This window comes from Bacillus salipaludis, from assembly GCF_030938565.1.
Lineage (GTDB): Bacteria > Bacillota > Bacilli > Bacillales > Cytobacillaceae > Neobacillus > Neobacillus salipaludis_A.
Map to the genome: position 1 here is coordinate 2,080,166 of NZ_JAVGVR010000001.1, position 17,942 is coordinate 2,098,107.

At 38.1% G+C, this 17,942-nt stretch carries 18 protein-coding genes and 2 riboswitches; of the genes, 13 read left to right on the forward strand and 5 right to left on the reverse strand.

Annotated features, from left to right (window positions below; genetic code table 11):
- The first annotated feature begins 187 nt into the window (after nucleotides 1-187).
- Nucleotides 188-943 carry an RNA polymerase sigma factor SigI gene (sigI, locus tag RCG21_RS10265; protein WP_235824681.1) on the forward strand — a complete coding sequence of 252 codons (756 nt, stop codon included), beginning with the start codon at nucleotides 188-190 and terminating at the stop codon, nucleotides 941-943.
- Nucleotides 940-2,145: an anti-sigma factor domain-containing protein gene (locus RCG21_RS10270; RefSeq protein ID WP_133332631.1), complete on the forward strand. Its 1,206-nt coding sequence runs from the start codon at nucleotides 940-942 to the stop codon at nucleotides 2,143-2,145. Before sigI ends, RCG21_RS10270 begins: the two co-directional genes overlap by 4 nt.
- Before the next feature lie 48 nt (nucleotides 2,146-2,193).
- On the opposite strand, the gene RCG21_RS10275 is transcribed toward RCG21_RS10270, so the two are convergent.
- Both RCG21_RS10275 and RCG21_RS10280 read right to left on the reverse strand, forming a co-directional pair.
- Nucleotides 2,194-2,397: an alpha/beta-type small acid-soluble spore protein gene (locus RCG21_RS10275; protein WP_133332630.1), complete on the reverse strand. Its 204-nt coding sequence runs from the start codon at nucleotides 2,395-2,397 to the stop codon at nucleotides 2,194-2,196.
- A 119-nt stretch (nucleotides 2,398-2,516) separates the two neighbouring features.
- A complete protein-coding gene (locus tag RCG21_RS10280; protein WP_133332629.1) occupies nucleotides 2,517-2,870 on the reverse strand; it encodes a DUF3905 domain-containing protein in 354 nt (117 codons plus the stop codon).
- 134 nt (nucleotides 2,871-3,004) lie between these two features.
- On the opposite strand from RCG21_RS10280, the gene ykzP reads away from it, so the two are divergent.
- Both ykzP and ykzE read left to right on the forward strand, forming a co-directional pair.
- Nucleotides 3,005-3,169 carry a protein YkzP gene (ykzP, locus tag RCG21_RS10285; protein ID WP_165976144.1) on the forward strand — a complete coding sequence of 55 codons (165 nt, stop codon included), beginning with the start codon at nucleotides 3,005-3,007 and terminating at the stop codon, nucleotides 3,167-3,169.
- Nucleotides 3,169-3,306 (forward strand): protein YkzE, encoded by a 138-nt coding sequence (gene ykzE, locus RCG21_RS10290; protein WP_165976143.1) that lies wholly within the window; start codon nucleotides 3,169-3,171, stop codon nucleotides 3,304-3,306. The genes ykzP and ykzE overlap by 1 nt, the downstream gene beginning before the upstream one ends.
- Nucleotides 3,307-3,734: 428 nt before the next feature.
- Here ykzE and RCG21_RS10295 read toward each other — a convergent pair whose 3' ends face one another.
- Nucleotides 3,735-5,480: a B12-binding domain-containing radical SAM protein gene (locus tag RCG21_RS10295; RefSeq protein WP_308913134.1), complete on the reverse strand. Its 1,746-nt coding sequence runs from the start codon at nucleotides 5,478-5,480 to the stop codon at nucleotides 3,735-3,737.
- A 340-nt stretch (nucleotides 5,481-5,820) separates the two neighbouring features.
- On the opposite strand from RCG21_RS10295, the gene RCG21_RS10300 reads away from it, so the two are divergent.
- The 3 genes from RCG21_RS10300 (at nucleotide 5,821) to RCG21_RS10310 (ending at nucleotide 10,452) form a co-directional block, all read left to right on the forward strand.
- The gene (locus RCG21_RS10300; RefSeq protein ID WP_133332627.1) at nucleotides 5,821-6,834 is read left to right on the forward strand and encodes a 2-oxoacid:acceptor oxidoreductase family protein; all 1,014 of its coding nucleotides are present in this window, start codon (nucleotides 5,821-5,823) and stop codon (nucleotides 6,832-6,834) included.
- Nucleotides 6,834-9,128 carry a thiamine pyrophosphate-dependent enzyme gene (locus RCG21_RS10305; protein WP_133332626.1) on the forward strand — a complete coding sequence of 765 codons (2,295 nt, stop codon included), beginning with the start codon at nucleotides 6,834-6,836 and terminating at the stop codon, nucleotides 9,126-9,128. Before RCG21_RS10300 ends, RCG21_RS10305 begins: the two co-directional genes overlap by 1 nt.
- Before the next feature lie 145 nt (nucleotides 9,129-9,273).
- The gene (locus RCG21_RS10310; protein ID WP_235824680.1) at nucleotides 9,274-10,452 is read left to right on the forward strand and encodes a PAS domain-containing sensor histidine kinase; all 1,179 of its coding nucleotides are present in this window, start codon (nucleotides 9,274-9,276) and stop codon (nucleotides 10,450-10,452) included.
- Nucleotides 10,453-10,478: 26 nt separating this feature from the next.
- On the opposite strand, the gene mtnK is transcribed toward RCG21_RS10310, so the two are convergent.
- Nucleotides 10,479-11,666 carry an S-methyl-5-thioribose kinase gene (gene mtnK, locus RCG21_RS10315; protein WP_133332625.1) on the reverse strand — a complete coding sequence of 396 codons (1,188 nt, stop codon included), beginning with the start codon at nucleotides 11,664-11,666 and terminating at the stop codon, nucleotides 10,479-10,481.
- A gap of 98 nt (nucleotides 11,667-11,764) precedes the next feature.
- Nucleotides 11,765-11,916: riboswitch (SAM riboswitch) on the reverse strand.
- A 212-nt stretch (nucleotides 11,917-12,128) separates the two neighbouring features.
- On the opposite strand from mtnK, the gene RCG21_RS10320 reads away from it, so the two are divergent.
- The 6 genes from RCG21_RS10320 (at nucleotide 12,129) to RCG21_RS10345 (ending at nucleotide 17,093) form a co-directional block, all read left to right on the forward strand.
- On the forward strand, nucleotides 12,129-13,307 hold the full coding sequence (locus RCG21_RS10320; protein ID WP_133332624.1) for a pyridoxal phosphate-dependent aminotransferase: 1,179 nt from the start codon (nucleotides 12,129-12,131) through the stop codon (nucleotides 13,305-13,307).
- 74 nt (nucleotides 13,308-13,381) lie between these two features.
- Nucleotides 13,382-13,491, forward strand: a riboswitch (SAM riboswitch).
- A gap of 72 nt (nucleotides 13,492-13,563) precedes the next feature.
- Nucleotides 13,564-14,769 carry a 2,3-diketo-5-methylthiopentyl-1-phosphate enolase gene (mtnW, locus tag RCG21_RS10325; RefSeq protein ID WP_133332623.1) on the forward strand — a complete coding sequence of 402 codons (1,206 nt, stop codon included), beginning with the start codon at nucleotides 13,564-13,566 and terminating at the stop codon, nucleotides 14,767-14,769.
- Nucleotides 14,769-15,434 carry a 2-hydroxy-3-keto-5-methylthiopentenyl-1-phosphate phosphatase gene (locus tag RCG21_RS10330; RefSeq protein ID WP_133332622.1) on the forward strand — a complete coding sequence of 222 codons (666 nt, stop codon included), beginning with the start codon at nucleotides 14,769-14,771 and terminating at the stop codon, nucleotides 15,432-15,434. The genes mtnW and RCG21_RS10330 overlap by 1 nt, the downstream gene beginning before the upstream one ends.
- Nucleotide 15,435: 1 nt before the next feature.
- Nucleotides 15,436-16,065 carry a methylthioribulose 1-phosphate dehydratase gene (locus RCG21_RS10335; RefSeq protein WP_026574678.1) on the forward strand — a complete coding sequence of 210 codons (630 nt, stop codon included), beginning with the start codon at nucleotides 15,436-15,438 and terminating at the stop codon, nucleotides 16,063-16,065.
- Nucleotides 16,066-16,094: 29 nt separating this feature from the next.
- Nucleotides 16,095-16,628: an acireductone dioxygenase gene (gene mtnD / locus RCG21_RS10340; RefSeq protein WP_133332621.1), complete on the forward strand. Its 534-nt coding sequence runs from the start codon at nucleotides 16,095-16,097 to the stop codon at nucleotides 16,626-16,628.
- Nucleotides 16,629-16,844: 216 nt separating this feature from the next.
- Nucleotides 16,845-17,093 carry an aspartyl-phosphate phosphatase Spo0E family protein gene (locus RCG21_RS10345; protein ID WP_133332620.1) on the forward strand — a complete coding sequence of 83 codons (249 nt, stop codon included), beginning with the start codon at nucleotides 16,845-16,847 and terminating at the stop codon, nucleotides 17,091-17,093.
- 36 nt (nucleotides 17,094-17,129) lie between these two features.
- Here RCG21_RS10345 and RCG21_RS10350 read toward each other — a convergent pair whose 3' ends face one another.
- Nucleotides 17,130-17,861 (reverse strand): ZIP family metal transporter, encoded by a 732-nt coding sequence (locus tag RCG21_RS10350; RefSeq protein ID WP_133332619.1) that lies wholly within the window; start codon nucleotides 17,859-17,861, stop codon nucleotides 17,130-17,132.
- Nucleotides 17,862-17,942 lie beyond the last annotated feature (81 nt).

Here is a 17,942-nt window from a genome sequence, read left to right on the forward strand (position 1 = left end):
ACCGTACTTTTGTAATGAAAAAGCGATATCAAAAAATCTAAAAGAAAGGAAAAAATTTACAAGAAAACGGTCTCATTTTGGACAATAAACTTGATGATTAACAGTTGTAACAAACTGTTATCTATTGGTAATGACCCCCCTAAAATCTATAACATCATCCGTATGGTATAATTGGGTGAATAGAGAGGTGAGTCTAATGCTCAGTTTGTTGTTCATGACCAAAAAGAAGAAAAAAACTCTAGAGGAATCGGTAAAATTAATTCAGCAAGGGGACCGTATCCTACTTAATGAACTGATTGAATCATACAAACCATTTATTGCAAAAACAGTTTCTTCTGTATGCAAAAGATATATATATGAAACGGATGATGAATTCAGCATTGGTCTTTTAGCCTTTAATGAAGCGATTGAAAAATATTCATCCGAGCGGGGAAGTTCCCTATTAAGTTTTTCTGAAGTTTTAATCAAAAGAAGAGTTATTGACTATATTCGTAAACAAACAAAAAATCAACATATAAGTCTTGATTTCCAAACCTCATCCATCGAAGAGGAGTCTCCCGGTACGGTAATTGTAAACGAATTATCTCTTGAAAATTATCATAAAAAGGCGGATGAGCAGCTTAGAAAAGATGAGATTATTCAATTTCAACAACTGCTGAAAACCTTTGATTTAAACTTCAGTGATTTAGTGGAAAATTCTCCAAAGCATGCAGATGCACGAAAAAATGCAATTCTTATCGCTAAAATGATTGTTGATCATCCGGAGCTTAAAGAAATATTACTTGAAAAAAAACGTCTTCCCATTAAACAATTAGAAAAAATGGTAGATGTCAGCAGGAAAACAATTGAACGAAATCGTAAGTATATTATTGCAATCGCACTTATTTTATCAGGTGATTATGTTTTTCTAAAGGATTATATAAAGGGGGTGCTTGAGACATGAAAAAAGGAATTGTAATGGAAATTGATGATGCATTTCTATTGCTATTAACCCCGGAGGGTGAATTTTTACGCGCAAGAAAAAGGAATCAGCCCTATGAAATCGGTGAAGAAATTCACTTTTTTCCCATTGAAAATAATGATTTACCTGCATCCCAATCCAGACGTTCTGTAAAAAATCTTTTCAAATTGAAACCTGTATGGGTAGGGTTAATGGTTCTCCTTTTAATTCTTGCTTCCTTTATTCCTGCTTATCAGGATAACAAAGCGTATGCCTATATGTCGATTGATGTAAATCCAAGTATTGAGCTTGGTGTAAATAAAAAGATGCAGGTGGTCGAATTAACAGGCTTTAATGAAGCAGGAAAGGAAATCATTGCGCATATTCCTAACTGGCAGAAAAAGGACGTATCTGACCTCACTCAAAACCTTCTTAGCGAGATGAAAAAAGAAGGCTATTTGATTGATCGTAAACAGGTCATTATTTCTACCGTTCGGACGGAACAGGCAGAAAAACCGGTTGAAGATGAGCTAAAAGAAAACATTGAGGAAATTAAAGAATCAGTAAATAAACAGAATTTAGAGGCCACTGTCCTAAGTGGTTCTGAAAAAGAACGGAAAGAAGCTCGTCAATTAGGGCTTACGACCGGGAAATACAAAGAAAATAAAATCCAATCGCTTCAAGGTGCTGATCAAACGGAAACAAAATGGATTAATGGAAAGTCTAAGAGCCAAAACGCAGTTCCTGCACCTACGGCACAACCCGCATTACCGCCGGGACAGCAGAAGAAACTTGATGGGGACAAAAATAAATCTAATAATGTCACTGTTAAAAAAGGAAAACAAATGAATCAACCTCCATCGAACCGTCCACAAGGTAAGATGAAAAATAAATCGGAAAAGAAATCGAAAAAACAAGAAAAAAAGGACCACAGTTCAAAGGATTCAAAACCTGGCCATAAAAATAATTCAAATCAAAAGAAAAATTCAAGTCACAAGAACCAAAACAATAAAGAAAACATTTCCAATCAGAAGAACCAAAACAATAAAGAAAACATTTCCAACCACAATAAACAATTAAGTAATAAGAATAAATCCAGTCACAAGGGAAATTCAAATCAAAAAGCAAAGGGAAAAGAGAAGCACCCTCAATCAAGCAAGACTAAAAATAGCCAAGAATCGTATCGTTACAAGCATAAAAATTAGTAAAAAGTCCGGCTATCCTGCCGGACTTTTTTTCAGCCAATTATGAAATTATTCTTGTGAGGAATTTCCTGATAATTGTGCCTGAGCCTGCTTGACCAGTCGCTTTGTTATTTCGCCCCCAACAGAACCATTTGCCCGTGAGACTGTATCTGATCCTAAGTGTACGCCAAACTCTTGCGCTATTTCATATTTAACTTGATCCAGGTACTGTTCAATGCCTGGAACTAATAATTTGTTACTGCTATTAGCCATAATCGTCAACTCCTTAAAATCGTTACAGAGAAAAAATCTCTGTATGCATAGTATTTTTCATTGCTTTATTTTAATGTGTGGTAATGTTTTTCGGATATGGATATCTTAGAAAAAATAATTTAGTCTGTTCCCTTTCCAACATCCTTCGAAGGGTGCATAAAAGGGTAAGCTTTTGGTTTCCGTTTACTCTCAAGTAATTCCTTATTTTCGGTTGTATTCCAGCCGATATCGTTTGTTGGATGAACCCACTCATCTCCAGCCATAATTTCAGGATCTGTTTCATCGGTCCAATTTTCTAAAGGAGAATTTTCAGATGCATACATACTGTCACCAATCACTACCCCATGCTTGTTAACAAATGGTGTTTCCATTTTTATACCAGTACCCTCAAAACTCGGAGCACTGATTTGATGTGGCAAGGTTTCATCTATATCCAATGGTTTTAGAGATTTTTCGCGATTTTGCTTCGTCATGAATCATTCACTCCTTTTTCTTATATTTTCCTACAGCAAAGAAAATTTATATTAAGAAAAAAAAGGAAATGAATGATTATTATTGTTTGATAAAAACTACTTGTGTAAGATTATTTTTTTGGGAGGATTATACGATGGCAAAAAGGAAAGCAGAAGTTAATGCAGTTGAAAAGTATTCTAAAACCCCACATAAAAATGTTCAGGAAAGTGAATTTTCAGCAGAATTTTCTCATGGAGAAGATGATCATTTAAAGGGTGCCAATCGAAATTCCAAATTAGGAAGAAAGGGAAGAGGGTAATGAAGCCAGGCAGCAAGGCACAAATTCCGAAAGAAGAATTCAGCATTGAATTTGGAGATGTAAACGGGACAAAGCTGTTTGAAACACTTCAAATACCAAATAAAAATAAGAAGAAAACAGAGTGTAAAAAACAATAAAAAGCCGGCTTTAAGCCGGCTCCGGCTGTCGAAAAAATTCGATAGCCTTTATTCGTTTACTTACTTACAATTCTATAAGGTATTTGATTAATATATTGGCAGTTCTACAGGTCCGTTGATTTCCGCTCCAGACACTTCGCTTTCCGCGGACGTTCCGGGGGGCCTCCTCGTCGCTTTGCTCCTGCGGGTCTCTCTGCCCCGTACTCCCGCAGGACAATGAATTGCTTTCTTGAATCCGCCCACGCACGAAGAAAATGCGTTAGCATTTTCGAGGAGTCTCCGTGCCTTCCGCTCCAATCAACAGGCCCCTTAGCATGGAAAGTCTTTAAATAAAAATCGGTATTTAAGTATTTAAGTTTTAGAAAGAATGGAAAATTGCCGAGAAATATAATCTTCCTCGACAATCCGAGGCGGGTTAAAGCGCCTGACTATTTTTCCTTGAATGAGAAAATCACCGTTTCTTCGTTTGTCGGGTTAAAGTAAGCAACCAAACGGGTTGGATGGGCAATAATTCTTCCTGATTCAAGATATTCCTTAAGGTCAAAGGAAAGATTCTCAAGCATGGTATGCTTAAATAAATCTTTTTCATCAAGCCCTAAATCTATAAAAGACTGTCCTAATAAGGAAGGAACCTCCGAGATTTGTTTATAAATTTTTACGCGCTCTTCTTTTGTGAAACTCTGTTCCCACCAAGGCTTCCTTGGTTTATATTTATGATGGATCAGATAGTCGTATTTCATCAGTCCGATTACGATTTCCAAGTCCTTTATAGAGATATGTTCTAAGAAGGAATGCAGTCTACGGAATAAGTCCTCCAATTGATGGCCGATTCTTGACCATCCTTGTTCATCCCAGAAGGTTCCGAATTGTTGGAAGAAATCAAATGGTGAAGAAAAGACGTTTGTAACTAAATATTCTACTGTCAGGTCCATTCGATGGTCGTTCCAATATTTTTCTAATACATCTTCCACTTGTTTTATTTTGACAATGTCATCAAAGGAAAGTACGTTATTCCCCAAAATTTCATATGGCGAATGGTCCATATAGATATACCCATGGTCATTAGCACGAAGCCGTACTCCGGTTCCTCTGAGCATTTTTAAAAATCCAAGTTGTAATTCCTCCGGCCGTAATTCAAAAACATCATTAAACGTTTTTCTGAAGGAATTGTAGTCTTCTTCCGGCAGGCCGGCAATTAAATCAAGATGCTGATCAATTTTACCGCCATCTTTAACCATCGTTACCGTTCGAGTTAACTTTGTAAAATTTTGTTTTCGCATTACCAGTTCGTTTGTAAAGTCATTGGTGGATTGAACACCAATTTCAAAGCGGAATAACCCTTTGGGTGCCTCTTGATTGAGAAAATCAATGACTTCAGGGCGCATAATATCTGCAGTGATTTCAAACTGGAATACCGTCCATGGCAGGTGTTCATCGATCAAAAAGCGAAACATGTCCATTGCATAACTTCTACTGATATTGAAGGTACGATCGACAAACTTAATCGTTTTGGCACCGTTTGCCATTAAATAACGAATATCCTCTTTAATTTTTTCTCTTTCAAAATAGCGAACCCCGACTTCGATAGAGGATAAGCAAAATTGGCAGCTAAACGGACAACCACGGCTTGTCTCAATATAGGAGACACGTTTGCCCAGATGCGGGATATCTTCTTCAAAGCGGTAGGGTGAGGGGAGCTCTTTTAAATCAAGCTTATTCAGTTGCGGCGTAATCACAGCTTGACCCTCATTCCGGTATGCAATGCCAGGGACATTTCGATAGTCTTTGTTTGTTTCAATTTCTGAAAGAAGCTGTTTAAAGGTTTGTTCCCCTTCGCCCATCACAATAAAATCGACCTGAGGAACTTTTTCCATCCATTCCGATGTATCATAGGAAACTTCAGGACCCCCAAAAACAATGATAATGGAAGGATCGATTTTTTTAAGCATGTTTACGACTTTAATTGTTTCTTCTATATTCCAAATATAACAGCTGAATCCTATAACGTCCGGCTTTTGCTGATAGAGGTCGGTGACAATATTCATGACCGGGTCTTTTATCGTATATTCTTTAATTTTTATATTAAATTCAGGCAAAGCATAAGCCTTTAAATAACGAATAGCCAGGTTCGTATGAATATACTTAGCGTTTAAAGTAGTACAAATGACTTTCATTCTATTTCTCCTTATTTATAATAAATAACATTTAATTATAACCCATTCTTGGCTAATAGAGTAGATGTTAAACAAATGAAGTTGTAGGGAACAGGTTGAACTGCTCTCTGTTATACCACAGTTTTAACCCTGTTATATAATTATGGAAACGCTTCAAAGTCATTTGTATTAGGGTTTTTTAATAAAAATTACAAAGTGTTATAAGGAACTTCCTGTATGTATAACATTTGTCACAGACTTATTAGAAACAATTGCCTTACAATACTCTTGGGGAAGTTAATCTATTTTACTTTTTTAGAATAAGCACATCGATGCTTTTTGTCTATCGGGAGGGGATACTATGTCGGTATTACCGAAGAAAAATGATTTGGGATTTTTTGAAATCCGTTTGGAATCTATTGGGGGATTAGGTGCGAACTTAGCTGGAAAAATGCTAGCTGAGGCAGGTGTATTAGGGCTTGGCTTAAATGGCTCTAATTTTTCGTCCTATGGTTCGGAGAAAAAAGGTTCTCCAGTGAAAAGCTTTATCCGCTTTTGTGAGCCTGAAGTTCAAATTAGGGATCACAGTCCAATCGAACAGCCACATATAGTAGGTGTGTTCCATGAAGCACTATACAAAACGATTAATGTTGTCAGCGGCTTAAATGCTGATGGGATCGTATTAGTAAACACAGCAAGAGATTTTGATGAAGTAAAAAGAGATTTAAAACTTGAATATGGAACACTTGCCATCGTTGATGCTTTAACGATTGCTGTGGAAGAAAAAACAAAGGTAAATACAGCAATGCTTGGAGCGCTGTATCGAATTTGTGATTTCTTGGACCCGGAGTCGATGCGAGATGTGATTCGTAAAACGTTTGAAAAAAAATATCCACATCTTGTAGAACCAAATATTCGTACCTTTAATCGCGGTTTTGAAGAAGTTCAATTTAAAACTTATCAAGTGCCGAATGGGGCGGAAGGTAAAGCATTTACTCGTCCACAGTCACTGTTGGGATTTATGACCCAAGAAATTGGCGGCTCCATTATAGCACAAGGTAATAGTATTTTAAAAGATTTGAGTGGCTCAAGACAAGGATTTCTGCCGGAATTTAACCGGGATAAATGCATAGACTGTGCAGCCTGTGATAATGTTTGTCCAGATTATTGCTTTGTATGGGAAGAAGGAGAAGATAAACGGGGCCGAAAGCAAATGTTCCTGAAAGGAATTGACTATCAATATTGCAAAGGCTGTCTAAAATGTGTAGAAGCATGTCCTACAGCTGCGCTGGGCGATCTTCGTGAGATGATTGGCTATGCAGATGCTAACCGCGTTAAGCAAAACTTTCCTTATGTAGCAGGGGGTAGATACTAATGGCAATTTTAGAAGATAAATTATTGGCAAATCAGGTTGCTGAACAATTATCAACCTTTGAATCTGGGAATGAAATGGCAGCGATGGCTGCTGCTCAAATCAACTATCATATCATGGGGTATTTCCCAATTACACCATCAACAGAAGTAGCCCAATTCTTAGATCAAATGAAAACGCGCGGAGAGCATGATATCAAATTAATTCCTGCAGATGGAGAGCATGGTTCCGCGGGAATTTGTTATGGTGCCGCAGCAACAGGTGCCAGGGTATTCAATGCGACAAGTGCAAATGGATTCCTTTATATGATTGAACAGCTGCCGGTACAAGCTGGTACACGTTTTCCAATGGTTATGAACCTTGTGACTCGTGCCGTCAGCGGGCCGCTTGATATTAGAGGAGATCATTCCGATCTATACTATGGCTTGAATATTGGCTGGGTCATTTTAACAGCCAAAACACCCCAGGCAGTTTACGATATGAATATTATTGCACTTAAAATTGCAGAACATTCTAAAGTACGCTTGCCGGTTATTGTTGCCTACGATGGCTTTTTTACTTCCCATCAAAAACGAAGAGTTGAATATTTCAAAGACCGAAGTAAAGTTCAACAATTTGTAGGGGAGTGTCCAACTGATTATAATTTTATTAGGGACCCGCAGAAACCGGTTACTATTGGAGCCCACATGAATGGGCAGGATTTGATGAATAACCATTTCCAGCAATCAGAAGCGTTATACAATGCTGGTGAAGTTTTTAAAGAGGTTGCAGCTGAATATGCAAAATTATCCGGAAGAGAATATCCAGTTCTTGATTTATATAAAATGGAAGATGCTGAGGTTGCCTTATTCCTATTAAACTCTGCTGCCGAATCGGCAAAGGATGTTGTTGACGGGTTACGGGCAAAAGGAATTAAAGCCGGTGTAATCAGCCCCAATATCATTCGCCCATTCCCTGCAAAGGAAATTCGGGAAGCACTAAAAAATGTGAAAGCCTTATTAGTTGGTGAACGTGCCGATTCATATGGTGCGCATGGACCAAATTTAACACATGAAGTGAAGTCTGCTCTTCAAGACGACAAAGCCAATCAAACGATTGTCTTAAGCCGCGTGTTCGGACTTGGCGGGAAAGACTTTTATGCTGGTGATGCACAGGAATTTTTCAACTTAACGATGGATGCAATGGAAAAGGGTTATGCTGAGAAGCCATTTGATTACTATGGGCATTTTCCTGGGAACCCGGAAAAGATTCTTAAGCCAGTTATTTCCCCGCAGCATGGGGATGTTTATAAATCTGGATTAATTGAAGTAAAAATGGATGAAGAAACAAATAAATTAAAGGTGAAAATCCCGCCGCTCCGAGCCTTAACAGGTAAACCGAAAAGAATTGCCTCCGGCCATGGAGCCTGCCCAGGCTGTGGAATTTTCGCAGGTCTTGAACTGTTTTTTAAAGGAATTGAAGGCGATATTGTCACGCTTTTCCAAACTGGCTGTGCCTATGTTACGACTACTGCTTATCCGCATAGTTCCCATAAGCAAACAATGATGCACAATTTATTCCAAAACGGGGCAGCTACACTTTCAGGAACAGTTGAAGCCTTTATGGAATTGAAGCGCCGGGGGGAAATTCAAGTATCGGATGATGCCACATTTGTTATGATAACTGGTGACGGCGGAATGGATATTGGAATGGGCTCTGCAATTGGTACAGCCCTTCGCGGCCATAAACTGATTATGCTTGAATATGATAATGAAGGCTACATGAATACGGGTTCGCAAATGTCTTATTCCACTCCTCTTGGCCATATGACAAGCACATCGGGGGTAGGAAAGGCACAGCACGGGAAAGCCTTCCATCATAAGGATACTGCTCAAATCATGGCAGCTACGAATATTCCATATGTATTTACAGGCTCTGAGGCATTCCCGCAAGATTTGATTAAAAAGGGAGCAAAGGCTCAGTGGTATGCACAAAATGTTGGGACTGTTTATGGGAAAATCTTGATTACCTGTCCATTAAATTGGAAATCGGATGACCGGTACGGTACAACCATTGTAGAAGCAGCTGTAAACTCCTGTTTCTTCCCACTTTATGAGGTGGAACAGGGAGTTACCAATATCACCTATAATCCGGAAGAGAAAAACAGACGGATTCCACTTGCTGATTGGCTTAAATATATGGGCAAGACAAAGCACCTTTTAAAAGATGAAAACAAACCAATTTTAGAAGAATTTGAAGCTGAAGTAGAAAAAAGATGGCAGCGGTTAAGAGCCAAGCATGAAAACCCTATGTTATAAGTGAAAAAAGGCAAAGCGCTTAGCGTTCTGCCTTTTTTTAGTAGAAAAGGAGTACTATAAAGGATTTTTGTTCTATAATGTAGAATATATAAACTTATAATATGATGAGTGGAGCTACATTATTGGAAGTCGTGGGGTGCGATACGTGGAAAAGCAGGTTCAGAAAAATAACGCTTTACCTTTAGATGAAGCGGGTAACATACATATAGAAGAAAATAGGAATACCCACGTTGGGATTAGAAATACCCCCAAGTATCCATTTCTTGAAGAATTAAGGAAACTAAAAAAAAGTGAACGGAAGTTTAGAATGATTTTTGAGGATTCGATTGATGGGCTCCTTTTATGGAATGATCAATTTCAGATTGTCGATCTTAATAGCAGTGCAGAAGACATATTTGGTCTTTCTAAAGACCTTTTAATTGGTAAGAATCTTTTTGGATTATTCAGTGAAACTAAGATCAAACCAGAAATCATCAAACATGTTGAACAGGCAATGGATAAGGGGAAGCATTCTTCGACGATTATCATTGAATCAGAAGAAGGCCAAAAAAGATATTTTGACTATTCATCAAAACACGAGATTGTTGAGGGCTTAAATCTTACGGTTATTAAAGATATTACCGAAAAGATAGAAATACAGGAGCAGCTTCGGAAATCCGATACGTTAAACGTAATTGGAGAGCTTGCTGCTGGGATTGCACATGAAATTCGTAATCCAATGACGGCCTTAAAGGGGTTTATTCAATTACTTGAAGGCAGTATTAAATTAGAACATGAAATGTATTACCAAGTTATAACGTCAGAATTACAGCGTATCGATTCAATTATTAATGAGTTTTTAATTTTAGCAAAGCCGCAGGCAAAACGGTTTCAGGAAAAAGATATTAAACAAATAATGAAGGAAACGGTTGACCTTCTGAACGCTCAAGCAGTCTTGCATAATGTACAATTTATTACAAGCTTTGAGAACAAGCTTCCGCTTATTTTTTGTGAACCGAATCAATTAAAAAAGGTTTTTATTAATATTATCAAAAATGCGATAGAAGTAATGCCGGATGGCGGTAATATCTTAATTAAAATCAACCAAACAGAAAATAACCAAATTCGGATTTCGATCTGCGATGAAGGGATGGGGATTCCGGAAGAAAAAATAAAAAAACTAGGTGAACCTTTTTATACGACTAAGGAACGGGGAACCGGCCTAGGTTTAATGGTAAGTTACCGGATTATTGAAGAACATCAGGGAACCGTTCAAATTGAAAGTGAAATAGGGAAGGGAACCACTTTTACCATTATCCTTCCACTTTTAGCAAATTCAAAATGAAAAGCAATCCAGGCGGATTGCTTTTTCTATTTTATCGTTTCTTTTATAGCAGTGATGAATTCAGTCAACCCATTTATTTCCTTCCGCTGTTTTATGAGTAATGTCCCTAATTCCAATGATTTTCTTTTTGCGGTTAATCTGACGTTTTCATCTTCAATACGGTCCAAATCAGCTACATGGGCAAGGCCAATTGTTCTTCTAATCAATTCACAGCCTGCAAATCCAAGGGCATCCTCAAAGTATTTTGAGACAACGTGGTTCAAAAATAATTGGGTATTTACTAATTTCTCTTTATTTTCTACTTCCCAAAGGCGGCTGAATTCTTTATGAAAAACATTCCAGACCGTTTCGACATGGTTAATAAAGATATTGCGGTTATCATTGTTAACAATGACTTGGAACAGTAGATTTGCAAATACCTGCCCTATATCAAAACCAGCAGGACCATAATAAGCAAATTCCGGATCAATCACTTTTGTCACGGAGTTATTTGCGAACATACTTCCCGTGTGCAAGTCACCATGAAGAAGAACTTCTGCTTCTGTTAAAAAACTTTTTTTCAACACGGAAACATGAAAGATTAAATCTTCGTCATTCCAAAGGGATTCAACATCCGCTCGCAAACCCTCTTCAAATTCATTCGTTTCAGCCTCATAATAAGGATCCGTAAAAATAAGGTCTTCTGTTATATTGCATAGTTCCGGATTAATAAATTTTTGTACCTGCTCCTTTTTTACCGCAGGTCCTAACCCATAATCGGAGGTATAAAATAATGTTTTCGCTAGATATTCACCAAGATGCTGTGAAATTAAAGGATAGGTTTCCCCATTGATAAATCCTGTTCTTGCAATGGAAAGATGGGAAAGGTCCTCCATCACAGTTACGGCTAATAAATCATTGGTATAATAAACTTCCGGAACGTAGGCTGGTGCTAGATGACCAAATATTTTTAAAGCATCGGCTTCTATTTTTGCTCTTTTAACGGTCAACGGCCAGCTTTCTCCAACAACTTTCGCATAAGGTAGCGCTTGCTTAATAATAATACTTTTACTGCTTTTTTGCTCTACGAGATGAAAAACTAAGTTTAAGTTCCCATCCCCAATCTCCTTACAGGTTATTTGAGAATCAGCATCAAATATATTTAGTTCTAATGCTAGCTGGACTGCGGTGGTTTCTGTTAATGGCTGGTATGTTTCTAGATTTAAAATACTCATGATTTATTCCTCCTGTTTATTAGAGGCTTTTTCAAAAGAAAAAAGCCTCTTTCTCATCTGAAAGAGGCTAAAGGACAATTGTTTTTTGTTCTTCGCACCTCTTATCTCTCAGAAAGTAATCTTTCTGTTGGAATTAGCACCGTGCCTTGTGGGAGAATTCCCGGCGCAGCTGCGCCCCATTTTACAATGGAATTACGGTCGGTTGCTGGGCTTCAAAGGGCCAAATCCCTCAGCCAGCTCGTGATAAGAGAAAATCTAATTTTCATTTTTTTCAATATGTTGAAATAATAACAGTCAAATAATAATAGTGTCAATGTTTTTAAAAATTATTTATAATATTCAGGTTTTCTAACTTCGAAAATTGGAATCTGCCGAATTTTTACTTTACAAGCCGTTATAAAAGTAATATCATTACTGACTAGAATTTCAATAATAATTTACTTTTTAAGCAGGTGAGAACATTTGAACACTTTTCCACCATCAAATCTATTAGAAAATCTACCGAAACAATTTTTTGCGTCATTAGTAAAAAAAGTGGGGCAGTACATTAAAGCAGGTCACGATGTTATTAACTTAGGCCAGGGTAACCCTGATCAACCAACCCCAAAACATATTGTTGAGAAGCTAAAAGAAGCCGCCGAGAAACCGATAAATCATAAATATTCACCTTTTCAAGGTTATCCATATTTGAAGCAGGCGGCAGCAGAATTTTATCAAAGGGAATATGGTGTTTCAGTTAACCCCGACAAAGAAATCGCGATTTTATTTGGCGGAAAAGCAGGTCTGGTTGAATTGCCGCTATGCCTGTTAAATCCCGGCGATACCATTCTAGTCCCCGATCCCGGATATCCGGATTATTGGTCCGGGGTAGCCCTAGCACAGGCAAAGATGGTTACAATGCCTTTAAGGGAAAAAAATCATTTTTTACCTGATTATGAGGAATTAACACCAGAAGCTTTAAAAAATGCAAAATTAATGTTTCTTAACTATCCGAATAATCCTACGGGAGCGACCGCAACAGAGGAGTTTTTCACTGAAACCGTTAAGCTAGCAAATGAACATAATTTTTGTGTTGTCCATGATTTTGCTTATGGTGCAATTGGCTTTGACGGGGAAAAACCTCTAAGCTTTTTACAGGTAGAGGGAGCAAAAGAGGTTGGAATCGAAATCTATACATTGTCTAAAACTTATAATATGGCTGGCTGGCGTGTTGGGTTTGCTGTAGGAAATGAAAGAATCATTTCTTCAATTGAGCTTTTGCAGGATCACTTATATGTTAGTCTGTTTGGCGCCGTACAGGAAGCAGCTGCGGAAGCATTAACGGGACCACAGGATTGTGTATGGGAGCAAAACCAGCTGTATGAGCGAAGACGGAATATTTTAATTGATGGACTTCGAACAATTGGCTGGGAGGTAACTGCACCGAAAGGATCCTTTTTTGCCTGGTTAAAGGTTCCCACTGGATTTACCTCTGAGGAATTTGCTAATCTTCTACTTGACCAAGCCCATATTATGGTTGCACCCGGGATTGGCTTTGGCAGCTTTGGTGAAGGGTATGTTCGTGTTGGGTTATTAACAGACGAGGAGAGGCTTAAAGAAGCTGTCAGAAGAATAAGTTCCTTGGAAATTTTCAAAAAATAGTTGACAGATTTTTTTTTCTTGGGATAATCCTTTATAAAGTTAAGCAACGTTTAAAAGTGAATATAACGAATGTTTTCTTATCAAGAGCAGGCGGAGGGACCAGCCCTATGAAGCCCGGCAACCGACTTACCCAAAATGGTAAGCACGGTGCTAAATCTTGCAGCAAAAAGCTGAAAGATGAGAAGATGTTAGTTTTGAATGCTAACCTCTTCTTTTCGAAGAGGTTTTTTATTTAACGAAAGGTAGTTGAACATCTATGACTGAAATCATTGCTACATACCTACTTCATGAGGAAAAAAACCCGAAAAAAAAAGCGGAAGAAATCGCACTAGGATTAACGGTAGGTTCCTGGACAAATCTGCCTGAACTTGAAAAAGATCAATTGCGCAAACATAAGGGCAGGGTGGTGTCCGTTGAAGACTGGCATTCAGAAAAACCGTCAGTTATCCGGATTGCCTACCCAACCGTTAATTTTTCAAATGATTTACCGGCAATTCTAACGACTGTTTTTGGAAAGTTGTCCCTCGATGGGAAAATTAAACTCCTTGATTTAGTGTTTGGCCAAGAAATAAAAATGCAGTTTCCGGGACCTAGATTTGGAATTGAAGGCATTCGTGAAAAGGTAGGTGTCCAAGGGCGTCCCTTGTTAATGAGCATCTTCAAAGGGGTACTGGGAAAAGATCTGGCTTTTTTAGCGGAACAATTGAAACAGCAAGCACTTGGCGGAGTAGACCTGGTAAAGGATGATGAAATTCTTTTTGAAAATGAACTTACACCATTTGAAAAAAGAATTACAGAGGGTAAAAAAGTTCTACAAGCGGTTTACGAAGAGACAGGGCATAGAACCTTGTATGCAGTAAATTTAACGGGCAGAACATCACAGCTTAAGGATAAAGCTAGAAGGGCTGCAGAGCTTGGAGCTGACCTTTTATTATTTAATGTGTTTTCTTATGGCCTTGATGTCCTACAGGAATTAAGGGAGGATGATGGCATTGGATTACCATTGATGGCACATCCTGCGGTAAGTGGTGCGTTAACATCATCATCGCAATATGGACTATCCCATTCTTTATTACTTGGAAAGCTGTTACGCTATGCGGGTGCAGATTTGTCATTATTCCCGTCACCATACGGAACGGTTGCTTTAGATAAACCTCTAGCTTTATCGATAGCAGATGAGCTTACAAAAGAAGATACTTTTAAGACAGCATTTCCTGTCCCTTCTGCTGGAATCCATCCAGGATTGGTTCCACTGTTAATTCGTGATTTTGGTGTAAATTCCATTATCAATGCAGGCGGCGGCGTTCATGGACATCCGGATGGAGCAAAAGGGGGCGGCACAGCTTTCAGGCAGGCAATTGATACCAAATTAAAAGGTGATTCCTTGGTGGAAGGTGCTAAAGTTTATCCGGAGCTTAAAAAGGCTCTTGAATTATGGGGAAATGCGGAGGTTACGGTTTAATGACGAAACCTGTAATTTATTGTGATTTTGACGGGACGGTTACCGAGAGTGACAACATTATTGCCATTATGAAAAGATTTGCACCTCCAGGATGGGAAGCTATCAAGGATCAAATTTTATCCCAGCAAATATCAATCAGTGAAGGGGTAGGAAAATTATTTTCGTTATTGCCAAGTGATTGGAAAGATGAAATTACTGCATTTGCAATTGAAAATGCTAAAATTCGACCGGGTTTCAAAGAATTTGTTGAATTTGCCCGCAGTGAAAAAATTCCATTCTACATAATTAGTGGTGGAATCGACTTTTTTCTTCATCCGATTCTAGAGGAGTTCGGTCCCTTTGATGGAGTTTATTGCAATGGGTCAAATTTTTCCGGTGAAACAATCGAAATTTTATGGCCGCATGAATGTGATAAACTATGCAGCAATCAATGCGGCTGTTGTAAGCCGAGCATTATTCGACAATTAAACATAGAAGAAGATCCTTTCAAAATTGTCATCGGTGACTCTGTTACCGATTTAGAAGCAGCAAAACAGGCGGACTTTGTGCTCGCAAGGGATTTGCTTCAAGAAAAATGTGTTGAATGGGGAATTAATCACCAGGGGTTCAATACGTTCTTTGATTGTATCGAAGAAATAAAAAAAGAATTGGGGTGGATGAGATAAAATGCTAAAGAAAAGATGGTCTGAATTGGCGGATGTTAAAGACGAACTGGCAGAGAGAGATTGGTTTATGGGGACAAGTGGGAACCTTGCGATCAAAGTTAGTGATCATCCACTGCAATTTTTGGTTACAGCAAGCGGCAAGGATAAGCGGAAACGTACGGATGAGGATTTTCTTCTAGTCAATGAATTCGGCCGTGCTGTCGATCAAACTCATTTAAAGCCGTCTGCGGAAACTTTGCTTCATGTGGAAATTTATCAAAAAACAGGTGCCGGATGCAGTCTCCATGTTCATACGATTGATAATAATGTCATTTCTGAAGTGTATGGCGACCAAGGTGAGGTCACGTTTAAAGGCCAGGAGCTTATTAAGGCATTTGATATGTGGGAAGAAGATGCTGTCTTAAAAATTCCGATTATTCATAACTATGCCGATATTCCTACACTTGCTCGTGAATTTTCAGAGCATGTTTCAGGAGATTCCGGTGCTGTTCTAATTCGAAATCATGGGATAACAGTTTGGGGAAAAACCGCCTTTGAAGCCAAGAAGATACTTGAGGCATCAGAATTTCTGTTTCGTTATCAGTTACGACTATTAGAGTATAAACAAAATCAGTTATTTAAAGTGGTATAAATTAAATTATTTATAAGGAGAGAATGAAAATGGCTTATATTACATTCCAAAGTAAAGAAGAACAAATTCATGATCAGCAGGAGGTTGCAGGCTTCCTATCAAGTCAGGAAGTTATTTATGAGCAATGGGATATTTCAAAATTACCTCAAGCTTTAGTTGAAAAATATAACTTAAGTGATGAGGAAAAAGAGGAAATCTTAGCTGTTTTTGCAACTGAAATTGCAGATATTTCGGCAAGAAGAGGCTATAAAGCACAGGATGTAATCTCTTTATCTGATACAACACCAAACCTGGATGTTCTTTTGAAGAACTTTAAACAAGAGCATCATCATACAGATGACGAGGTTCGTTTTATCGTAAGCGGACATGGTGTATTCGTTATCCAAGGAAAAGATGGCGAGTTCTTTGAAGTTCATTTAAATCCAGGAGATTTAATTTCTGTTCCGGAGAATATAAGACACTACTTTACACTTGAAGCAGACCGTAAAGTCGTTGCTGTCCGTATTTTCGTAACGACAGAGGGCTGGGTACCAATTTATGAAAAAGAAGAGGTAAATCAATAAGAGATAATAACGAAGATACGGCCGGCAGATCTGCCGGCCGCTTTTATTTATAATTCTTAAAATCTGCAAATCTAGAAAACTGTGTCGAAAGAACGGAATAATTATAATGTTTTGTCTACTTTTGCGATACGGTTTACTTTTTGACAAATTCTTGTATAATTCATCAAGTAGCCTAATTTAGTGGATTAGAGTGTAAGAGTAAGGAGAAGGATGAAATTGTACAAGCATGGAAGTAGTTGTTCAGAAATGTTAGCAGAAATAAAAGTAAAAAGAGAACTTATGATGGAATGTGCAAATAAAAAAGGCTTTACAAGTGAAGAGACCATCAAATATAGTCAAGAGCTTGATGAATTAATCTACGAGTATCAGAAAGTTGCAGGTCAATCTACTAAAAAACAAGAGGAGGTAAAGCTTTCTTTTAAACAATCAATATTAGTATGGCCGAAGGTGATTGTGGGTTTTTAAAAAGAAAAGATTGGAGTGTGGATGCTGCTGCGATTCTTAAAAAGTTTCGATAATCAATACCATTGCAAGCAAGCCTGTAATAAAGGCATAGGTTGATGTTCTTTCATTACCGTCCCCATGACTTTCCGGAATTAACTCCTTATAGATAATAAACAACATAGCTCCTGCCGCAAATGAAAGTCCATATGGTACAAGCCCTTGAACAAATGCTGTCAAATAAAATCCCATTAATGAAGTAACAATTTCAATCGCACCCGTTAACGTCGCAAGGATGAAGGCCTTAAATTTACCCATCTTTTGATTGATTAGAAATAACGCAACTAGAAGGCCTTCCGGCGCATTTTGAAATCCAATTGCCAGTGCAATTAGATTCCCCGTCTCTCCCGTATTAGAGGCATAACTCACACCTACTGAAAGCCCCTCCGGGATATTATGAAGGGTGATTGCGGAAATGATCAAAAAAGCCTTTTCGTCAAACTGAATCCCGTATTGATTATGGTCAAGTTCAATATGCGGTATTTTCTTTTCTAAAATCGTTAATGTAAAAACTCCGAGAAGCACTCCAATAAAAAGTGAAAGAAACCCCCCGATTTTTAATGCTTCAGGAATAAGTCCTATTGTAGAGGCAGTCATCATAATCCCTGCACTAAAGGCTAATAGGATATCTTTAAAGCGGTGTGTAACGGAATGATGGATAAAAAGAATAATTAATGCACCCGCTCCTGTTGATAACGCAGAAAGAATACTTCCAATCAATACACCAGCCATTTACACTCCAATCCTTTCCCTTTCTTAAAGATAGGCTCTGTTAAGCATAGTTGTTGATTTCCGCTCCAGGCACCAACGGTT